16 protein-coding genes are annotated in these 14,446 nt (G+C 53.6%); 14 read left to right on the top strand and 2 right to left on the bottom strand.

The window, feature by feature from the left end:
• The 6 genes from ONB24_03090 to ONB24_03115 all read left to right on the top strand — a co-directional run.
• The coding region (locus ONB24_03090; protein ID MDZ7315087.1) for a DNA topoisomerase at positions 1–1,580 on the top strand (1,580 nt) is incomplete at its 5' end.
• A gap of 3 nt (positions 1,581–1,583) precedes the next feature.
• On the top strand, positions 1,584–2,495 hold the full coding sequence (locus tag ONB24_03095; GenBank protein ID MDZ7315088.1) for a tyrosine recombinase: 912 nt from the start codon (positions 1,584–1,586) through the stop codon (positions 2,493–2,495).
• Between the two features lie 119 nt (positions 2,496–2,614).
• A complete protein-coding gene (gene raiA, locus ONB24_03100) occupies positions 2,615–2,947 on the top strand; it encodes a ribosome-associated translation inhibitor RaiA (protein MDZ7315089.1) in 333 nt (110 codons plus the stop codon).
• Positions 2,948–2,998: 51 nt separating this feature from the next.
• Positions 2,999–4,027 carry an HPr(Ser) kinase/phosphatase gene (hprK, locus tag ONB24_03105; protein MDZ7315090.1) on the top strand — a complete coding sequence of 343 codons (1,029 nt, stop codon included), beginning with the start codon at positions 2,999–3,001 and terminating at the stop codon, positions 4,025–4,027.
• Positions 4,028–4,029: 2 nt separating this feature from the next.
• Positions 4,030–4,419, top strand: a complete 390-nt coding sequence (locus ONB24_03110) for a hypothetical protein (protein ID MDZ7315091.1) — start codon at positions 4,030–4,032, stop codon at positions 4,417–4,419.
• Between the two features lie 14 nt (positions 4,420–4,433).
• Positions 4,434–4,913, top strand: a complete 480-nt coding sequence (locus tag ONB24_03115; protein MDZ7315092.1) for a PTS sugar transporter subunit IIB — start codon at positions 4,434–4,436, stop codon at positions 4,911–4,913.
• Here the strand turns inward: ONB24_03115 and ONB24_03120 are convergent.
• The gene (locus ONB24_03120) at positions 4,846–6,471 is read right to left on the bottom strand and encodes a sodium:solute symporter (GenBank protein MDZ7315093.1); all 1,626 of its coding nucleotides are present in this window, start codon (positions 6,469–6,471) and stop codon (positions 4,846–4,848) included. The genes ONB24_03115 and ONB24_03120 overlap by 68 nt on opposite strands.
• Positions 6,472–6,631: 160 nt before the next feature.
• On the opposite strand from ONB24_03120, the gene ONB24_03125 reads away from it, so the two are divergent.
• The 5 genes from ONB24_03125 (at position 6,632) to ONB24_03145 (ending at position 12,045) form a co-directional block, all read left to right on the top strand.
• The gene (locus tag ONB24_03125) at positions 6,632–7,489 is read left to right on the top strand and encodes a hypothetical protein (protein ID MDZ7315094.1); all 858 of its coding nucleotides are present in this window, start codon (positions 6,632–6,634) and stop codon (positions 7,487–7,489) included.
• A 26-nt stretch (positions 7,490–7,515) separates the two neighbouring features.
• Positions 7,516–8,949, top strand: coding sequence for a proline--tRNA ligase (gene proS / locus ONB24_03130; GenBank protein ID MDZ7315095.1), 1,434 nt, complete (start codon positions 7,516–7,518; stop codon positions 8,947–8,949).
• Between the two features lie 90 nt (positions 8,950–9,039).
• A complete protein-coding gene (locus ONB24_03135; GenBank protein ID MDZ7315096.1) occupies positions 9,040–9,495 on the top strand; it encodes a hypothetical protein in 456 nt (151 codons plus the stop codon).
• Between the two features lie 5 nt (positions 9,496–9,500).
• Complete coding sequence (gene era / locus ONB24_03140; GenBank protein MDZ7315097.1) at positions 9,501–10,412, top strand: GTPase Era; 912 nt, start codon at positions 9,501–9,503, stop codon at positions 10,410–10,412.
• Positions 10,381–12,045, top strand: a complete 1,665-nt coding sequence (locus ONB24_03145) for a SpoIID/LytB domain-containing protein (GenBank protein ID MDZ7315098.1) — start codon at positions 10,381–10,383, stop codon at positions 12,043–12,045. The genes era and ONB24_03145 overlap by 32 nt, the downstream gene beginning before the upstream one ends.
• Here ONB24_03145 and ONB24_03150 read toward each other — a convergent pair.
• Entirely contained in the window at positions 12,039–12,182 is a 144-nt protein-coding gene (locus tag ONB24_03150; protein ID MDZ7315099.1) for a hypothetical protein, read from the bottom strand. The two genes, ONB24_03145 and ONB24_03150, sit on opposite strands and share 7 nt — an antisense overlap.
• Before the next feature lie 27 nt (positions 12,183–12,209).
• Here ONB24_03150 and ONB24_03155 point away from each other — a divergent pair, with 27 nt between their 5' ends.
• Genes ONB24_03155 through ONB24_03165 form a run of 3 tightly spaced genes read left to right on the top strand, consistent with a single transcriptional unit; the run spans position 12,210 to position 14,411 of the window.
• Positions 12,210–12,980, top strand: a complete 771-nt coding sequence (locus tag ONB24_03155; GenBank protein MDZ7315100.1) for a hypothetical protein — start codon at positions 12,210–12,212, stop codon at positions 12,978–12,980.
• A 60-nt stretch (positions 12,981–13,040) separates the two neighbouring features.
• Positions 13,041–13,991, top strand: coding sequence for a YitT family protein (locus ONB24_03160; protein ID MDZ7315101.1), 951 nt, complete (start codon positions 13,041–13,043; stop codon positions 13,989–13,991).
• 51 nt (positions 13,992–14,042) lie between these two features.
• Positions 14,043–14,411, top strand: coding sequence for a hypothetical protein (locus ONB24_03165; GenBank protein MDZ7315102.1), 369 nt, complete (start codon positions 14,043–14,045; stop codon positions 14,409–14,411).
• Positions 14,412–14,446: the final 35 nt, after the last annotated feature.

Below are 14,446 nucleotides of genomic sequence, written 5' to 3' on the forward strand. Positions count from 1 at the left end.
CGTCGGCTGTTGCCGGCTTGTCGGTCTTGGCAACCTTGGCGCTGATTCGCGAGCATGAGGAAAAGAATGCCGCACAGCCTGCTGTGGAGCCGTCGGTTGTTCTGACACTGGCAGTCGGCAAAAGCCGCTTAACTGGTAGGCTCGCATCGGTCAATGGCGAAAAGCCCAATCTGCCGCATGCGGAATATTTCAAGGCTCTGGTATTCGATTTGCAGCAGCATACTTTTGTTGTGAAAGCGGTCGATGAAAAAGAAAATGCCTTACCGCCGCCGCAGCCGTTCCATTTAGGCAGTCTGATGGCTGCCGCTGAAACGCAGCACGGTTGGCCGCCGAACCGGACGCTTGCCGCAGCCCTGTCGCTGCACGAAACACGAGACGGCCAGGGTAAGAGTCTGATTACTTTTCCGATTACGGCTTCCACCGCCATTCCCGATCCGGAAAGACTGCTTTGGCGCGAATACATTTTTACGAACTATGGAAAGGAGTATGTACCTCGGCGATCGTTGCAGAGCGAAACAAAGCCGGGAATTCACGGTGCAGTGAGACCGAGCTCTCCGAGTCTGACGCCGAAAGCAGTACGCCGCAGGTTAAGCGAGGAACAATTTCAGCTCTATTCCCTAATCTGGCATCGCACGGCGGCCGCACTGATGACGGAGCAAAAGATGCGCGTAACGCACGCAACGCTCGTCGGCGGCCCGAATAAAAGATATGTGGTCCAATTAGAAAACCGGCAGCAGGAACATCGAGGATTTACTGCCGTCCATCCTTTTCACGGCCAAAAGGAGAACCGCGTAATAAGCGGCGAAATCAGAGTCGGGCAGCAGTTCACGCCGACAAGTGTTGAGCTGCAGCCTGTTCATCCTATGCAAAACGGAATTAGTTTGGGACAAATAGCGGAAGAGATGATCTCACGGCATCTCTGCATGCCGGAACATTGGTACGTTCTTCCGCAAACCCTGGCGGCATGGGAATTGACGGAACAGCGGGAAGGATCGCTGCGGCTATCACCAACCGGAATAAGTGTCATCGAACAGGTCGAGCGGGTCTGTCCGCAGTTACTGAATCTCGTATTTTTGTCGCAGTTGCAGGAAAGAATCGCGCTTTCCTCGCGAAAAAACGACAGCACCGATCTCATTTTAGCGCAAATCGACAAGTTGCTGTACGCTTTCGAGGAATCGAATGTCACCCGTAAGGAAAAGCAAAGCCCACACAGCACGAATGATACTCGGTTCCATGGCCATTGTCCCGAATGCGCAAACGAATTGACGGTGCGCAAAGGCAAGTTCGGGCGCTTTGTGGCCTGCTCGGCGTTTCCGAAATGTCGTTACACCCGACCTTTGGGCATCGGCGTAGGCTGCCCGGAAGACGGCTGTCGAGGCGAAATTATCGAGCGGGTTGGAAAAAGCGGAGATCTCTTTTTCGGCTGCAGCGAATATCCCAAGTGTCGGTTCGTGTCGCGTTACAGACCGGTCAGCGTCGCCTGTCCGCATTGCGGCAATTCTTATATGCTGCTTATTGCCGAAGGTGTGCACCAATGTCCGCAGTGTAAGGCGAAATTCGCGGAAAAGGTTTTGCAGTAACCCATGACAAAAAAAAGTTTACACGACTGGTTGGACGAATTTATTCATCGATTGCAAGTCGAAAAGCACAGTTCCGTTAACACAATTTTCGCCTACCAGAGCGACCTGTTGCAATTTATCGACTTTTTGGCGGCGAGGTATGGCACGCCGATACCCGATGTAACTCTTTTTGACCGCGCCGCCGTACGCGGGTATTTGTCGCATTTGGTTCGCTCCCATGCCTCTCCGCGAACCACGGCGCGCAAGCTTTCCGCGTTGCGCTCGTTTGCCCGCTTTTTGCTGAAAGAAGATGCCGTCGCGGTCAATCCGACGATCAACATTGCCACACCGAAAATTTGCAGAAACTTGCCCGATTATCTTTCTGTTAAAGAGATGCAGGCGCTGCTGCAGAGCGTCGATCCGACGCAACCGAACGGGCTGCGCGATTTGGTGATGCTTGAGCTGTTTTACGATGCCGGTCTGCGCGTCAGCGAGCTGATTAGCCTGCGGCAGAACGATATTCGTATCGCGGAAAGAGTACTGCGGGTGACGGGCAAGCGGAATAGAACCAGGGTTCTACCGTTGGGTGAAAAGTTATTGGCGGATTTGCAGGCTCTGCTCGAAAAGCGCCGCGATGAAGGCATGGAATTTAACGGCTATATCTTTGTTAATAAGAACGGAAAGGCGATGACGAGGATGCAGGCGGCTGCAGTGGTGAGGAAATATGTCGGACGAGTTGCCGATAGAAAAAAAGCTCATCCCCATGCCTTACGGCATACTTTTGCAACGCATCTGCTCGACCAGGGCGCGGATCTCATGTCGGTTAAGGAGCTTTTAGGACATCAGAACCTGAGTACAACGCAGATCTATACTCACGTTTCGGCCGAGCATTTAAAAAAAATTTATCATCAATGTTTCCCACGGGGTAAGGAATGAATCCCCTTTCCGCGATAAACCTAAAAGCAGCCCAAGGAGGTGCTCGGAGAACCTTTTTGTTACAGAATCAGATCTCTCGCATCTGGATCTCTTCACCCCAATTATATAAGGAGGTTCCCATGACTGTTACGTTCACTGCCAGGCATTTCAAAACCTCAGATCGACTCAAAGAATTCGCTACGCAGGAAGTTAGGCGCCTGAAGAAATATTATGACGATATCCTTGAAGTAGATATTGTCTTGGATTATGTCAAGCTCGAGCAAGTGGCCGAGATCAGCATAAAAGTGTATGGGCAGAGATTAACCGTCGTCGAAAAGAGTGAGGATATGTATAAATCCATTACCCTTGCAGTGGACAAACTGGAGAGGAAGCTCTTAAAGTACAAAGAAAAGCTGCGCCATTTTGATAAGGAGAGAATTGCGGAAAACATCGAGTTTCCCGTTGAGGAATAACTTTACCAGCGGGGGCGTCAAGCCCCCGCTTAAACGAAACAGGTAAGGAGCATGCAGACCAGCGCAAAAAAATATGTCCAAGTATTCGATCCAAGGCCGGCAAAGGCTTTGTCGTTCATCAAAGTGCGCACGCTTTATGAGGACATGCGCGAACGGCTGAGCCTGCAGATCGTCAACGGCGATTTTTCTTTCGAACGCAAGATTCGCGAAAAGGAGTTGAATCGTCCGGGCCTGGCCTTTGCGGGCTTTGTCGACGTGTTCACCTATTGGCGCGTGCAGGTGATGGGAAACACGGAGATCAGCTATCTCAGCACCCTAACGCGGGAAGGTCGAATCAAGGCCATTACCACGGTGCTCGGTTTTGAGCTGCCCTGCATCATCATCACCAGCAACAATCCTGTGCCCGAGGAGCTCATCGAAATTGCCACTCATCACGGTATTACCGTTTTTCTGACGCCTTTCAACACCACTTCCGTGCATCGCCATTTGAGCGAATATTTGGAAGCCAAATTTGCTCCTCGTCTTGTTGTTCACGGCACTCTGGTCGACTTGTTCAGCGTGGGCGTGTTGTTTGTGGGGCAGGCGGCAATCGGCAAGAGCGAGCTGGCGCTAGACCTCATCGAGCGCGGCCATCAGCTGGTGGCCGACGACGCTGTCGAAATCACCAAAGTCGGCTCCAATGTGCTGCAGGGTGCGCCGCGGGGAAGCATCGGTCACCACATGGAAATCCGAGGGCTGGGCATCATCGACATTTTCAAGATGTTCGGCGTGCGCGGCATTCGCGGCAAAAAGGACATTCATGTCATCGTCAAGCTGGAACGCTTTCAGCAGGGCAAATCGTACGAGCGGACGGGGCTGGATCGGGTTTACACCAAAATCATGGGAGTCGAAATTCCGCTGGTCGAGTTGCCGGTTCTCGAAGGCAAAAACCTGACGATCGTCGCCGAGGCGGTGGCACTCAACCACAAGCTGCGTCAGATCGGCATCGACCAGGCGCAGGAATTTGACGAGCGGTTAAAAAGCATATTGATGGCGCCGGAAGAAGAAACTGAACAAGTAAACGTCGATTTAGAAGAGTAATAATGAAAAACGGCATTATTATCGCACACGGACCGCTCGGCAACGCCTTTATTGAAGCCGCAAAATGCATCTTGGGCACCGATGAAGGACTTTATGCTCTGTCGGTCACTGAAATGTCCAACCAGGAGATTGCGCAACGACTGCAATCGCTGACCGGAAATTTTGGTCCCAACATCGAGGGGACGGTCATTATGGCTTGTCTGCGCGGCGGGAGCTCTTGGAATATCAGCGCCTCCGTCATTCAAAACAACGATCGGGTACGGCTGATCTCCGGCTGCAACCTGGCCATGGTGCTTTCGTTTATGACGCATCGGGACAAGCTTCCTTTGGATGAATTGGTGGAAACAATCCGTAAACAGGCAGTAGAAGGAATCGTCGTTTTCAAAAACTGAATCGGGAGAGATAAATGCCGCTGGTGATGGTACGGATCGATGATCGCTTGATTCATGGCCAGGTCGTGGTGGGATGGGGTTCCGTCATCCGTCCCGAGCGAATTTTATTGTGCAGCGATGAAGTCGCAACCGTAGAATGGCAGAAAACCATCTACCTTTCCGCGGTTCCGCCGACGTTAAAGGCTTCGGTGCTGACCAAAGCGGAAACAGTCGAGTCGCTGAAAAACGGCGCGTTCGACGACGAACGGATTCTACTCTTGGTCGACTCGCCCGAAAATGTGGTCTATCTGATCGACCACGGCATCGAGATCGACAAAGTGAACGTCGGCGGCATGCACTTCAAGCCGGGAAAAAATCAATTGGCGCCGTTTATTTTTGTCGATGAAAAAGACATTGCCAACTTTAAAGCGCTGCACGAACGGGGCGTCATTCTCGAAGGCCGCGACGTCCCGACTCGGACTCCCGTCGATGTTGCCGCAGTGCTCGGATTTTGACCAGAATTTTTAATCCCCCCGCATAAACATACGCCGCCGTAACCGCAAAAGCTGTTCCCAGGGGCACGTACCAGGTCCATGCCAAATTCGGCGTTTTGCCGTTGATGCCCCAACTGATTACTGCAACGATAAGCAAAAGGATTCGGCCGTACCAGGATGCCGACCGACCGACCAGAAAGCCGAAAAGAACTGCGCCGGCGCCAATGGCGGCTTTAACCGACTGCGAAGCAGCGACGAAAGGGATCATCAGGACCAGACTGCTCCAAAGCGAAAAAAGCAGCTGTTGGGCGGGTCGCCCGCGCCGAAGGGAAAGCAGAAAAACGCCCAGCACGCCGCCGTAGGTAAATGAAGCGATGGTGAGGCCCAGTTCGACAACCGGGCTTACACTTTTACGAAAAAGAAGCGCAGCGCCGGTGAGCATTAACCCCCAAAATAAACTAAGCAGGCGAAGAAAACCGACCTCTTGTCGCGGCGGAATGATTTTTAAATCGGCAGTCAGATCCCACCAGGTGGAAGATGCCAGCGAATTAAGCGAGCTGCTTAGCGTGGACATGGCGGCGGCAAACAGAGCCGCAACCGCCAATCCTGCCGGAATGGCGGGAAGCTCTTCGACGATGAAGCGGGGAAAGACCTGGTCGCCGATTTGGGCGGCGTCTCCGTAAAAATGATACAGCAGCACGCCGAGTAAAAGAAACAACGCAAACTGAAAAAACACAAACAAGCCGCTGCAGATTAGCGCGGCTTGGGCGCGGCGCAAAGTCCTGCAGGTCAACAGGCGTTGAACGATTAAATGATCCGTGCCGTGCGAGGCAAGGGAAATGAACATTCCTCCGAACAGTCCTGCAGCAAGCGTATAGGGGCGCTGAAAAAAGAGCGGGAGCGGTTTGGTTGCGCCGAGGTCGATGACCCTGAATTTGCCGAGCCGAGCCGCTCCTTCGAGTATTTGCGCCGGCCCGTTCGGCAGGATGGTCATGAGGTAATAAACACAGACCACGGCGCCCAAAAGATAGACAGACGTCTGCACAACGTCCATCCGCACGACCGAGCGGATGCCGCCGAAAGCGGCATAGGCCGTGGTAACCGCGGCGGAAGCAACAATGCACAAGCCGATGCTCCATCCAGTGAGCAAAGACAAAGGAATGGCGGCGGCAAAAAGACGCACACCGTCGGCAAGCAGTCGCGTTATGATAAAAAGCAGCGATGCGGTAGTGCGCATTTCTCTTCCGCTGCGTTGGAGCAGGAGCTCATATGCGGTCGAGACTCGTCCTTTGAAATATTGCGGAAGAAGCCAAACGGCGGCAGCCGTACGACCGACGATATAGCCTGCCGCAAGTTGTAGAAAGGAACAGTCACCGGCATAAGCGAGGCCAGGCACGCTGATGACCGTCAGTGTGCTGGTTTCGGTGGCGACAATGCTCAAGCACACTGCCCACCAGGGCATCTCGGTGTTAAAGAATTCGCGCCCCGAGCTCGGCCGACGGCCGAGCGCAATCCCCGCCAAAAGGGTTATGCCCAAATACAAAAATAGAATGATTAAAACTAAAGATATTTCAGCCACCCTGTACTCTTTGTTTTTATGGTTTGCTTTTGCAAAGCTAACAGTAAGGGGGAAACTCGCAAGCACAATTTTTAAAAGGCGGACAAGAATTGAACATAATTACAAATTTCTTGATTATGCCGTGCTTTATCTTTAACTTTCACCTAAAGTTGGTGTATGTATGAAGAACCCGTACAAGCGGTCCGATGTGTTCAGCTGCAATTTTCGCAGCCACAGCAGGTTCGAAAATCGCGTCTCTGCTTATCATGTTTTGCGGGCGAAAAAATGTTGGCCGCAGGGATGCATCTATTACCGATGGAGCTGCGAGCTCAAGAACAAGGGTAAATCCTGCCGCCGCGGTTTTGCGTACATCGGCCGGCTTTGCGAGGGCTGCTCGCATTTTCATGATGAAAAAGTACATTACCAGCCGCGCCTATTGTTGAACGAAGACGAATATCGTCGATTTTTATGTGAGCTGGAAGAATTCGACGAATGGATAGAAGAGAACCGTTGGCGCGAAACGGAAGCGGCCTGTGAGATCGAAAGCGTCAAACCCCATTTTCGAAAAACGTTCTACGGCAACAAGGCGCAGCTGCGCTTGGCAGGCTATTTGGCCGTGGCGAGGCGCGGTTACATCGGGCTTGTTGATTTTGACGACTGCTTTTATCTTTATTTATCCCCGCACCAGCAGGAGCAAATGCGGTTGGCAGCCGGGGACCGACTGGAATTTCGCGGTCGGGTAAGCTTGGATCGAGGACGGCTGGTATTTCAAAGAACCCGATCGCTTCAGATTATACAAAAAAGCGGACGCGCCGCGTGGAGTAACAGCCAAGCGCTGGTTGCGCGCTGCGCAGCTACAGAATTCGACCGACAACCGGCCGGCTGCATCCGTTGCATGCACGGCGCTTTGATCGATGTGACTTTGGCCGACACCAAGCGGTCGATACCGCAGCGCGCTCTCTACTGTCTGCAGGGCGTGAAAGAGCCGGAATGGTGTACAATCCCTTTATTCGAAAAAGTGGACAATTGTAGAAACTGAATTCGACGGAGTAAAAAGGTAACTGCATGGCAAAAGGAATCACCCCTCGTTCGGAAGATTATTCCCGCTGGTATCTGGACGTCATCGATGCCGCCGATTTGGCGGAGCATTCGGCGGTACGCGGCTGTATGGTCATCAAGCCCAACGGCTACGCGATTTGGGAACAAATTCAAGCGCAGCTCGACCGCATGTTCAAAGAGACCGGCCATCAGAACGCCTATTTTCCGCTTTTCATACCCGAAAGCTTTATGCGTAAAGAAGCGGAGCATGTGGAAGGCTTTGCGCCCGAGTGTGCGGTCGTAACCCACGGCGGCGGCAAAGAGCTGGAAGAAAAGCTCTATGTGCGACCGACTTCCGAGACGATCATCTGGTCGACGTATAAAAAATGGATCCAATCGTACCGCGATCTGCCGATTCTGATCAATCAGTGGGCAAATGTGGTGCGTTGGGAAATGCGCACCCGCCTTTTTCTGCGCACGCTCGAATTTTTATGGCAGGAGGGGCATACGGCGCATGCAACCAAAGAGGAGGCTGTCGAAGAAACCCTGCGCATGATAGAAGTCTATCGGCGGTTTGCCGAAGACTATTTGGCTGCGCCGGTGTTCGTCGGGGTGAAAACACCGGCTGAGCGCTTTGCAGGCGCACTCGATACTTATTGCATCGAAGCGATGATGCAGGATAAAAAAGCGCTGCAGGCGGGCACTTCGCACTTTTTGGGACAGAATTTCGCCAAAGCCTTCGACGTGATGTTTCAGAACGAAGCCGGACAGCTCGAGTACGTATGGGCGACCAGCTGGGGCGTATCGACTCGTTTGATCGGCGCCCTGATCATGACGCACAGCGACGACAACGGTCTTGTCATTCCGCCGCGGCTGGCGCCGCTCAAAGTGGTCATCGTGCCGATTTGGAAGGACGATTCTCAGCGCGAAAGCATGTGCGCCGCTGCGCGACGGCTGACTGAAAGCTGGAATGGACGAATCACTTTCAAGATCGATGAGCGCGATCAGTACCGACCTGGTTACAAGTTCAACGAGTGGGAAAAGCGCGGCGTTCCGATCCGCATTGAGCTTGGACCCAAAGACCTCGAAGCCCATCAGGTGGTGCTGGTTCGGCGGGATACGGGCGAAAAGATCACTGTGCCGCAGGACGGCCTTTTGCCGCGCATCGAAACCCTGCTCGAAGAGATCCAGGTCTCGCTTTTTCAACGCGCCAAAGCCTTTCGCGACGCCAACACCTTTGACGAGGACGACTTTGAATCGTTCAAGCGACGCATCGAGGAGCCGGGCGGCTTTTTCTGGGTGCACTGGTGCGGCAATCCGGCCTGCGAAGCTCAATTTCAGGAGACATCCAAGGCGACCATCCGCTGCGTCCCCATTGACGGCAGCAAGCGGGAGTCCGGCAAATGCATCGTATGCGGTGAACCGTCGCAGCAGCGGGTCTTGGTTGCCAAATCCTATTAGCACTCGGATGCATGCAACTACGGGCATGAACGCGGTATCTGTTTTCGGCCGAATTGTCCGTCGGTTGAGTAATTAGTTTGGAGAACCTCCATGAAGAACAAGAAAAAAGAGATCGTCGAGATCGAAATACCGAGCAAGTCCCTGCGCGTGCGGCACGCCATGTGTCCGAACAAACACAATCTGATGGACGAAGAGCACTTGATCAACGGTTATCCGTCGATTACGGTGCTGGCCAGGTATGGGGATAAAGAGGGGCTCATTCATCTCGATCCGGTATATGGAAGTTTCACCAACATTTATGAAATCGATTTGCCGGAAGGGGAATGCGTCGAGCTTTTTTGTCCAACCTGCAGAGTGTCGCTCTCCGAGCATGGACAGATTTGCGATGAATGTTTGGCGCCGATGTTCGCCATCTATCTGCCGCACGGCGGCATGATCGACGCCTGTCTGCGCGTCGGCTGCCATCATCACATGCTGCGGTTCACCGATTCCGAAGAGATCGCCAAGAGACTGTTGGACGAAGACGCCTTTGAGCACATGCCCTGATGCCGATGACTGAAATTCCTGCAGATTTTCGTTCCGGATACGTGGCCATCATCGGCAGGCCTAACGTCGGCAAGTCGACGCTGGTCAACGCGCTGCTGCAGTTTCGCCTTTCCATCGCCACCCACAAACCGCAGACGACGCGCCACACGATCCTCGGCATCCTCAACGAGGAAAAGGCGCAGGTCATCTTTCTCGACACGCCCGGTCTTATTCAACCGAAATACAAGCTGCAGGAGTGGATGATGAAGGCGGCCAACCGCGCGATTCAGGAAGCCGATGTTCTGCTTTTACTGGTCGAAGCGGGCGCTGCGCCCAATCCTCATGACCGCGATTTATTGGCGGAATCGGCGACCAAAGGCAAGCCGATCGTTTTGGCCATCAATAAAATTGACCTGATCGAAAAAAGCTCTCTCCTGCCGCTCATCGAGGCCTTTCGCTCGATTCACCAACCGGAAGCGGTGGTGCCGATTTCGGCGCTTCAAGGGGAAAATCTTGACGTTTTGAAAAGCGAGCTGCTCTCTCTTCTTCCTTTCGGACCGCCGTTTTATCCTCAAGACACCCTCACCGACCATCCGGAACGTTTTTTTGTCGGCGAATTGATTCGCGAGCAGATCTTTTTGCAATACGGTGAAGAGATTCCCTATTCCAGCACTGTGGTGATCGACGAGTTCCGTGAACGGCCGCAGGGCAAGGATTTCATCAATGCACGCATCATTGTCGAGCGCGACTCGCAGAAAAAAATCATTATCGGCAAGGAGGGTCAAGCAATTCGGCGCCTGGGTGAAAAAGCACGTGAAGCGATCGAAGCGTTTTTGGGCCGTCCGGTCTATCTGCAGCTCTTTGTTGCCGTTCGGGAGAATTGGCGCAAAAAGGAGAACTTTTTACGTGAATTCGGGTACGACCTCCGCGGCGCTTGAAACAAGCTGCAGGAGCCGGCGGCTGGCAGCCGCAACCGCGCTGTTCATGACCTTTCTGTGTTCCTGCGCTGCGCTGCACATGCAGCCCGCTGTGGGCGTCAGCCCGATCGTGCGCGTGGGCATTGTTACCAACGCGGACGAAATCTCTTTTCAGCCGTCGGGTACCATGCATATTGTCGCATCGAGCGGCGCCGCAAACTATAAGGCCAGACAAAAGGATGTGTGGAAGATCCGCATCCCGCCCGGATCCGTTTCGCCCGCCAAGCTGCGGCTGCAGATGGAAACAGCTTATAATCGCACCGATGCCAAAAAAGCGGCGCAGCGTTACGAGGCCGCAGGCATCCTGGTAAACATCATTGAATCGGACGACCAGTTGGCGCTGGGTAATAACGTTATAGCCGGCAAGCTGCGTTATCTGGTTTGTTCGCGTCAAGAATTCAGTTCCTCGGCGGAAGCTGAAGCCTACCGTTCCGCTAATCCGCAGTTAACGAACGCACGCATCGTGCCGGTTGAACGCAGCGCCTCGGGCACGATGATCCTGGTTTCTCCCAAAGGCGAGGAGTTGGCTTTGCGCGACGTCGTTCGTCTTTCGGGTCCGCGTTTCACCATTCACTCTGTCAAGGTGGGAGAAGGCTTTCACTGGTCGCGTCAGGAAAGCCGCAGTTACCGAGGCGAACTCGAGTTTCGACTTTCGGCTGACGGCAAGCTTACCGCCGTCAATGTATTGCCGCTCGAGGACTATTTGATGGGCGTGGTTCCCGGTGAAATGGCGCCGGACTTTCCCAAAGAAGCGCTGAAAGCGCAGGCCATTGCCGCACGGACATTCTTCCTATACAATTTTGGGCGCGTTCATCAGAACGATCCGTTCGATGTTTGTGCCGACGTTCATTGCCAGGTGTTTGTCGGCGACCGCGATCTCAAAGAGCGGGTGATCGAAGCCGTTACGGAAACGCGCGGGCTGGTGTTGACCGTGAACGGTGAGCTGTGCACAACGCCGTTCTCAGCGGTCTGCGGCGGTCACACGGAAAATTCTGAAAACGTCTGGAGCGGCGGGCCGTTTTCGCACTTGCGCGGCTCGTTTGATCATGATCAGCGGCAGATTTTGGCGCAAAAGTTCGATCTGTCCAACGAAGACAACGTCAGACTGTGGATCGAGTCGCGGGCTGATGTCTTTTGCAATACGGAAAAAAGCGGCTCACCCTCTTATGCCGCCTATGCGGAAAAGTATTTTCGTTGGCAGGAGCGCTTTACGCGTATGGAAATGGAGGAGCAAATCCGCCGCTTTACCGGGCGGACCTTCGGCTCCCTGGTCGATCTGCAGCCGGTCAGTCGCGGTGTTTCGGGTCGTCTGATCGAACTGCGCATAGTCGGTACTGCCGATACGTTTTCGATCAGCAAAGAGCTCAATATTCGCAAGGCATTGTCACCGAAAACGCTTTACAGCGCCTGCATCGTCATCGACAAGATCGGCGGCGGTCAACTGCCCGAAGCCTTTGTGATCAAAGGCGCCGGTTGGGGGCACGGCGTCGGCATGTGTCAAATCGGTGCCGCCATGATGGCCGAGCGCGGCCGCCCGGCTGAGGAAATCTTACGCTTCTACTATCCGAATGTGCAAATTCAGGAGCTCTACTGATCGTCCCGCAAAACACCGCCGCCCCTTCCGAGTTTCGCCTTATCGACCACGTTCTGCTGCTGTTCGTCGACGGCCTTGGCATCGGCCGTAATACGGAGGCCAATCCCTGCCGTCAATCCGTACGCCTCTTTCGGCATTCTTCGGACGAGACCTTCCCAAAACCCTTGACAGACGGTTTTGCCCTCGGCCTGGATGCAACTCTGAACGTGCCGGGATTACCCCAAAGCGCAACGGGACAAACCGCGCTTCTCACCGGCATCAACGCCGCCGCTGTGCTCGGCAGGCATCTCAACGGTTTTCCGAATCCGACATTGCGCGAGATCATCTTTGAGCATTCCGTTCTTAAAAAAATCAGCGAAATGGGGCTGCGCGCCGCATTTCTCAACACGTTTCGTCCTCCGTTTTTCGACTTTGATCCCATGCAGATTGTCGCACACCTCTCTGCCACTTCGCTGGCAAATTTGGCCGCCGGCCTGCCCTTTTTCAATTTGCAGGATCTTTTGGAGGGCAGGTCAGTCTATCAGGACATCACCGGTGAAGCGTTACGGGAAAAAGGGTTCGACGTACCTTTGCTGACGCCCGAGGAAGCGGGACGGATTATCGGCAATGCATCGCAATCCTACCACTTTTCTCTCTTTGAGTACTTTCAAACCGATAAAGCCGGGCACGCACAGGATTTGGATCATGCCGTTAAAATTCTATGCCGGTTGGAAAAATTTGTCGAGGCGGTTCTTGCGACAGTCGATTTACGGCGCACGCTGATCATCTTGACTAGTGATCACGGCAATATCGAGGATTTAGCCTGGCGGGGTCACACGCGCAATCCGGCGATGACCCTGCTCTTTGGTGCGGGAGCCGAAACGGCCGCGCACCACCTTCGCTCGATTCTGGACGTTTACCCGTTGATTTTGTCGATTTTTTCAACACGAGACTGACGCGGAACCGCTTGCAAAACGTTCGATTTCTTTGTAAACTGCTGCAAAAGGAGTCCAAATATGAAGGAAATCCTGCGAAAAATCGGTTTGGGCGAACAGGAGATTTGGCGCGATTTTGTCTTTATCATTTTGGGTTCGGCGCTGATGGGTTTGGGCATCGGTGTTTTCTTGGTCGACGCCAAGGTCGTCCCCGGCGGCGTCAGCGGCCTTTCGATGACGCTGCATTACCTTTCGGGCGGCAGGATAGCCGTCGGCGCGCTGATGTGGATGCTGAACATCCCGCTCTTTATTTGGGGGATTCTGGAATTGGGAAAGGAGTTCGGTATCCGAACCTTCCTGGGTTTTACTGCCGCCTCCTTTTTCGTCGATTTCTTTCGCGGACAACTGCCCGTCATCGGCGGCCTTGGGCTTCACACGAGACCTTCGGTCGTCGCCCTGCTTCACAACGACTTTTTGATCGGAGTGCTTTGCGGGGGCGTGCTGCTGGGCATCGGTTTGGGCATCATCTTTAAATTCCGCGGGACAACTGCCGGGTCGGACATTATCGCCGCCGTGGCGCATAAGCGCTGGGGGATGAAGCCGGGCGTCACTTTCATGCTCGTCGATTTCTTTGTCGTTTCGCTTGCCGGACTGGTCATTCAATCAAAGGGCCTTTCCTTCGAGAGACCGGCTTTGACCCTCACCCTCTATGCATTCTTTTTGCTGTTCGTCTCCAGCCGCCTGGTAGATGTCATTCTCGACGGCTTTGACTATGCCCGTTCGGCCATCGTTATATCGGATAAGAGCGACGAAATCGCGCATGTCATTCTCAACGATCTCAGCCGCGGCGTCACCTCGCTCGAAGGACGCGGCCTCTATTCCGGCCAGGAGAAGGAGATCCTTTACACGGTTCTGACGCGACAAGAGATCACCAAACTGGTTCGGATCGTCAAACACATCGATCCGAAGGCTTTTATCATCGTCAATAATGTCCATGAGGTTTTGGGGGAGGGCTTTCGTCCGCGAATCTGAAGCGCAAAAACTTTAGAAAATCCGATCTGAAAAAAGGCGAAAGGGAAGGCAATGGAAAGAACTCTTTACAGCCTGCATCTGATTTTGGGCATCGGCGCGACGTTGTTCTATGCGGCGATGGTCCTGTTGCTGATAAAAAAGCAGGAAGGGGAAGCGTTAAGAGCGCCCGAAAAGGTTTCGGCTCATGCGGCACGGATTTCTCTCTTGGGGGCGTTTGCCTCGGGACTCTTGGCTAGCGTAGCAGGACGCAGTCCTGTCGGGACGCTGCATTATTATACTGCCGTAACGCCGCTGCTTATCCTGATCACTTTTCGGCTGCTCTTAACCGGCAAACAGCCGACCTACCGTGCCTATCGAATTCTCTTCGGCCTTATAACCGTCGCTTTATGCGCCGGACTCGTTACCGGTTTTCTGCATTGAACATTTCATTGTGGAGCTTTCATGAACGGCCTGAA

This window comes from candidate division KSB1 bacterium (assembly GCA_034505495.1).
Lineage (GTDB): Bacteria > Zhuqueibacterota > Zhuqueibacteria > Residuimicrobiales > Krinioviventaceae > Fontimicrobium_A.

Coding starts and splice junctions, on each gene's coding strand:
- ONB24_03095 (MDZ7315088.1), top strand. CDS start 1,584: ATGACAAAAAAAAGTTTACACGACTGGTTGGACGAATTTATTCATCGA.
- raiA (MDZ7315089.1), top strand. CDS start 2,615: ATGACTGTTACGTTCACTGCCAGGCATTTCAAAACCTCAGATCGACTC.
- hprK (MDZ7315090.1), top strand. CDS start 2,999: ATGCAGACCAGCGCAAAAAAATATGTCCAAGTATTCGATCCAAGGCCG.
- ONB24_03110 (MDZ7315091.1), top strand. CDS start 4,030: ATGAAAAACGGCATTATTATCGCACACGGACCGCTCGGCAACGCCTTT.
- ONB24_03115 (MDZ7315092.1), top strand. CDS start 4,434: ATGCCGCTGGTGATGGTACGGATCGATGATCGCTTGATTCATGGCCAG.
- ONB24_03125 (MDZ7315094.1), top strand. CDS start 6,632: ATGAAGAACCCGTACAAGCGGTCCGATGTGTTCAGCTGCAATTTTCGC.
- proS (MDZ7315095.1), top strand. CDS start 7,516: ATGGCAAAAGGAATCACCCCTCGTTCGGAAGATTATTCCCGCTGGTAT.
- ONB24_03135 (MDZ7315096.1), top strand. CDS start 9,040: ATGAAGAACAAGAAAAAAGAGATCGTCGAGATCGAAATACCGAGCAAG.
- era (MDZ7315097.1), top strand. CDS start 9,501: ATGACTGAAATTCCTGCAGATTTTCGTTCCGGATACGTGGCCATCATC.
- ONB24_03150 (MDZ7315099.1), bottom strand. CDS start 12,182: ATGCCGAAAGAGGCGTACGGATTGACGGCAGGGATTGGCCTCCGTATT.
- ONB24_03160 (MDZ7315101.1), top strand. CDS start 13,041: ATGAAGGAAATCCTGCGAAAAATCGGTTTGGGCGAACAGGAGATTTGG.
- ONB24_03165 (MDZ7315102.1), top strand. CDS start 14,043: ATGGAAAGAACTCTTTACAGCCTGCATCTGATTTTGGGCATCGGCGCG.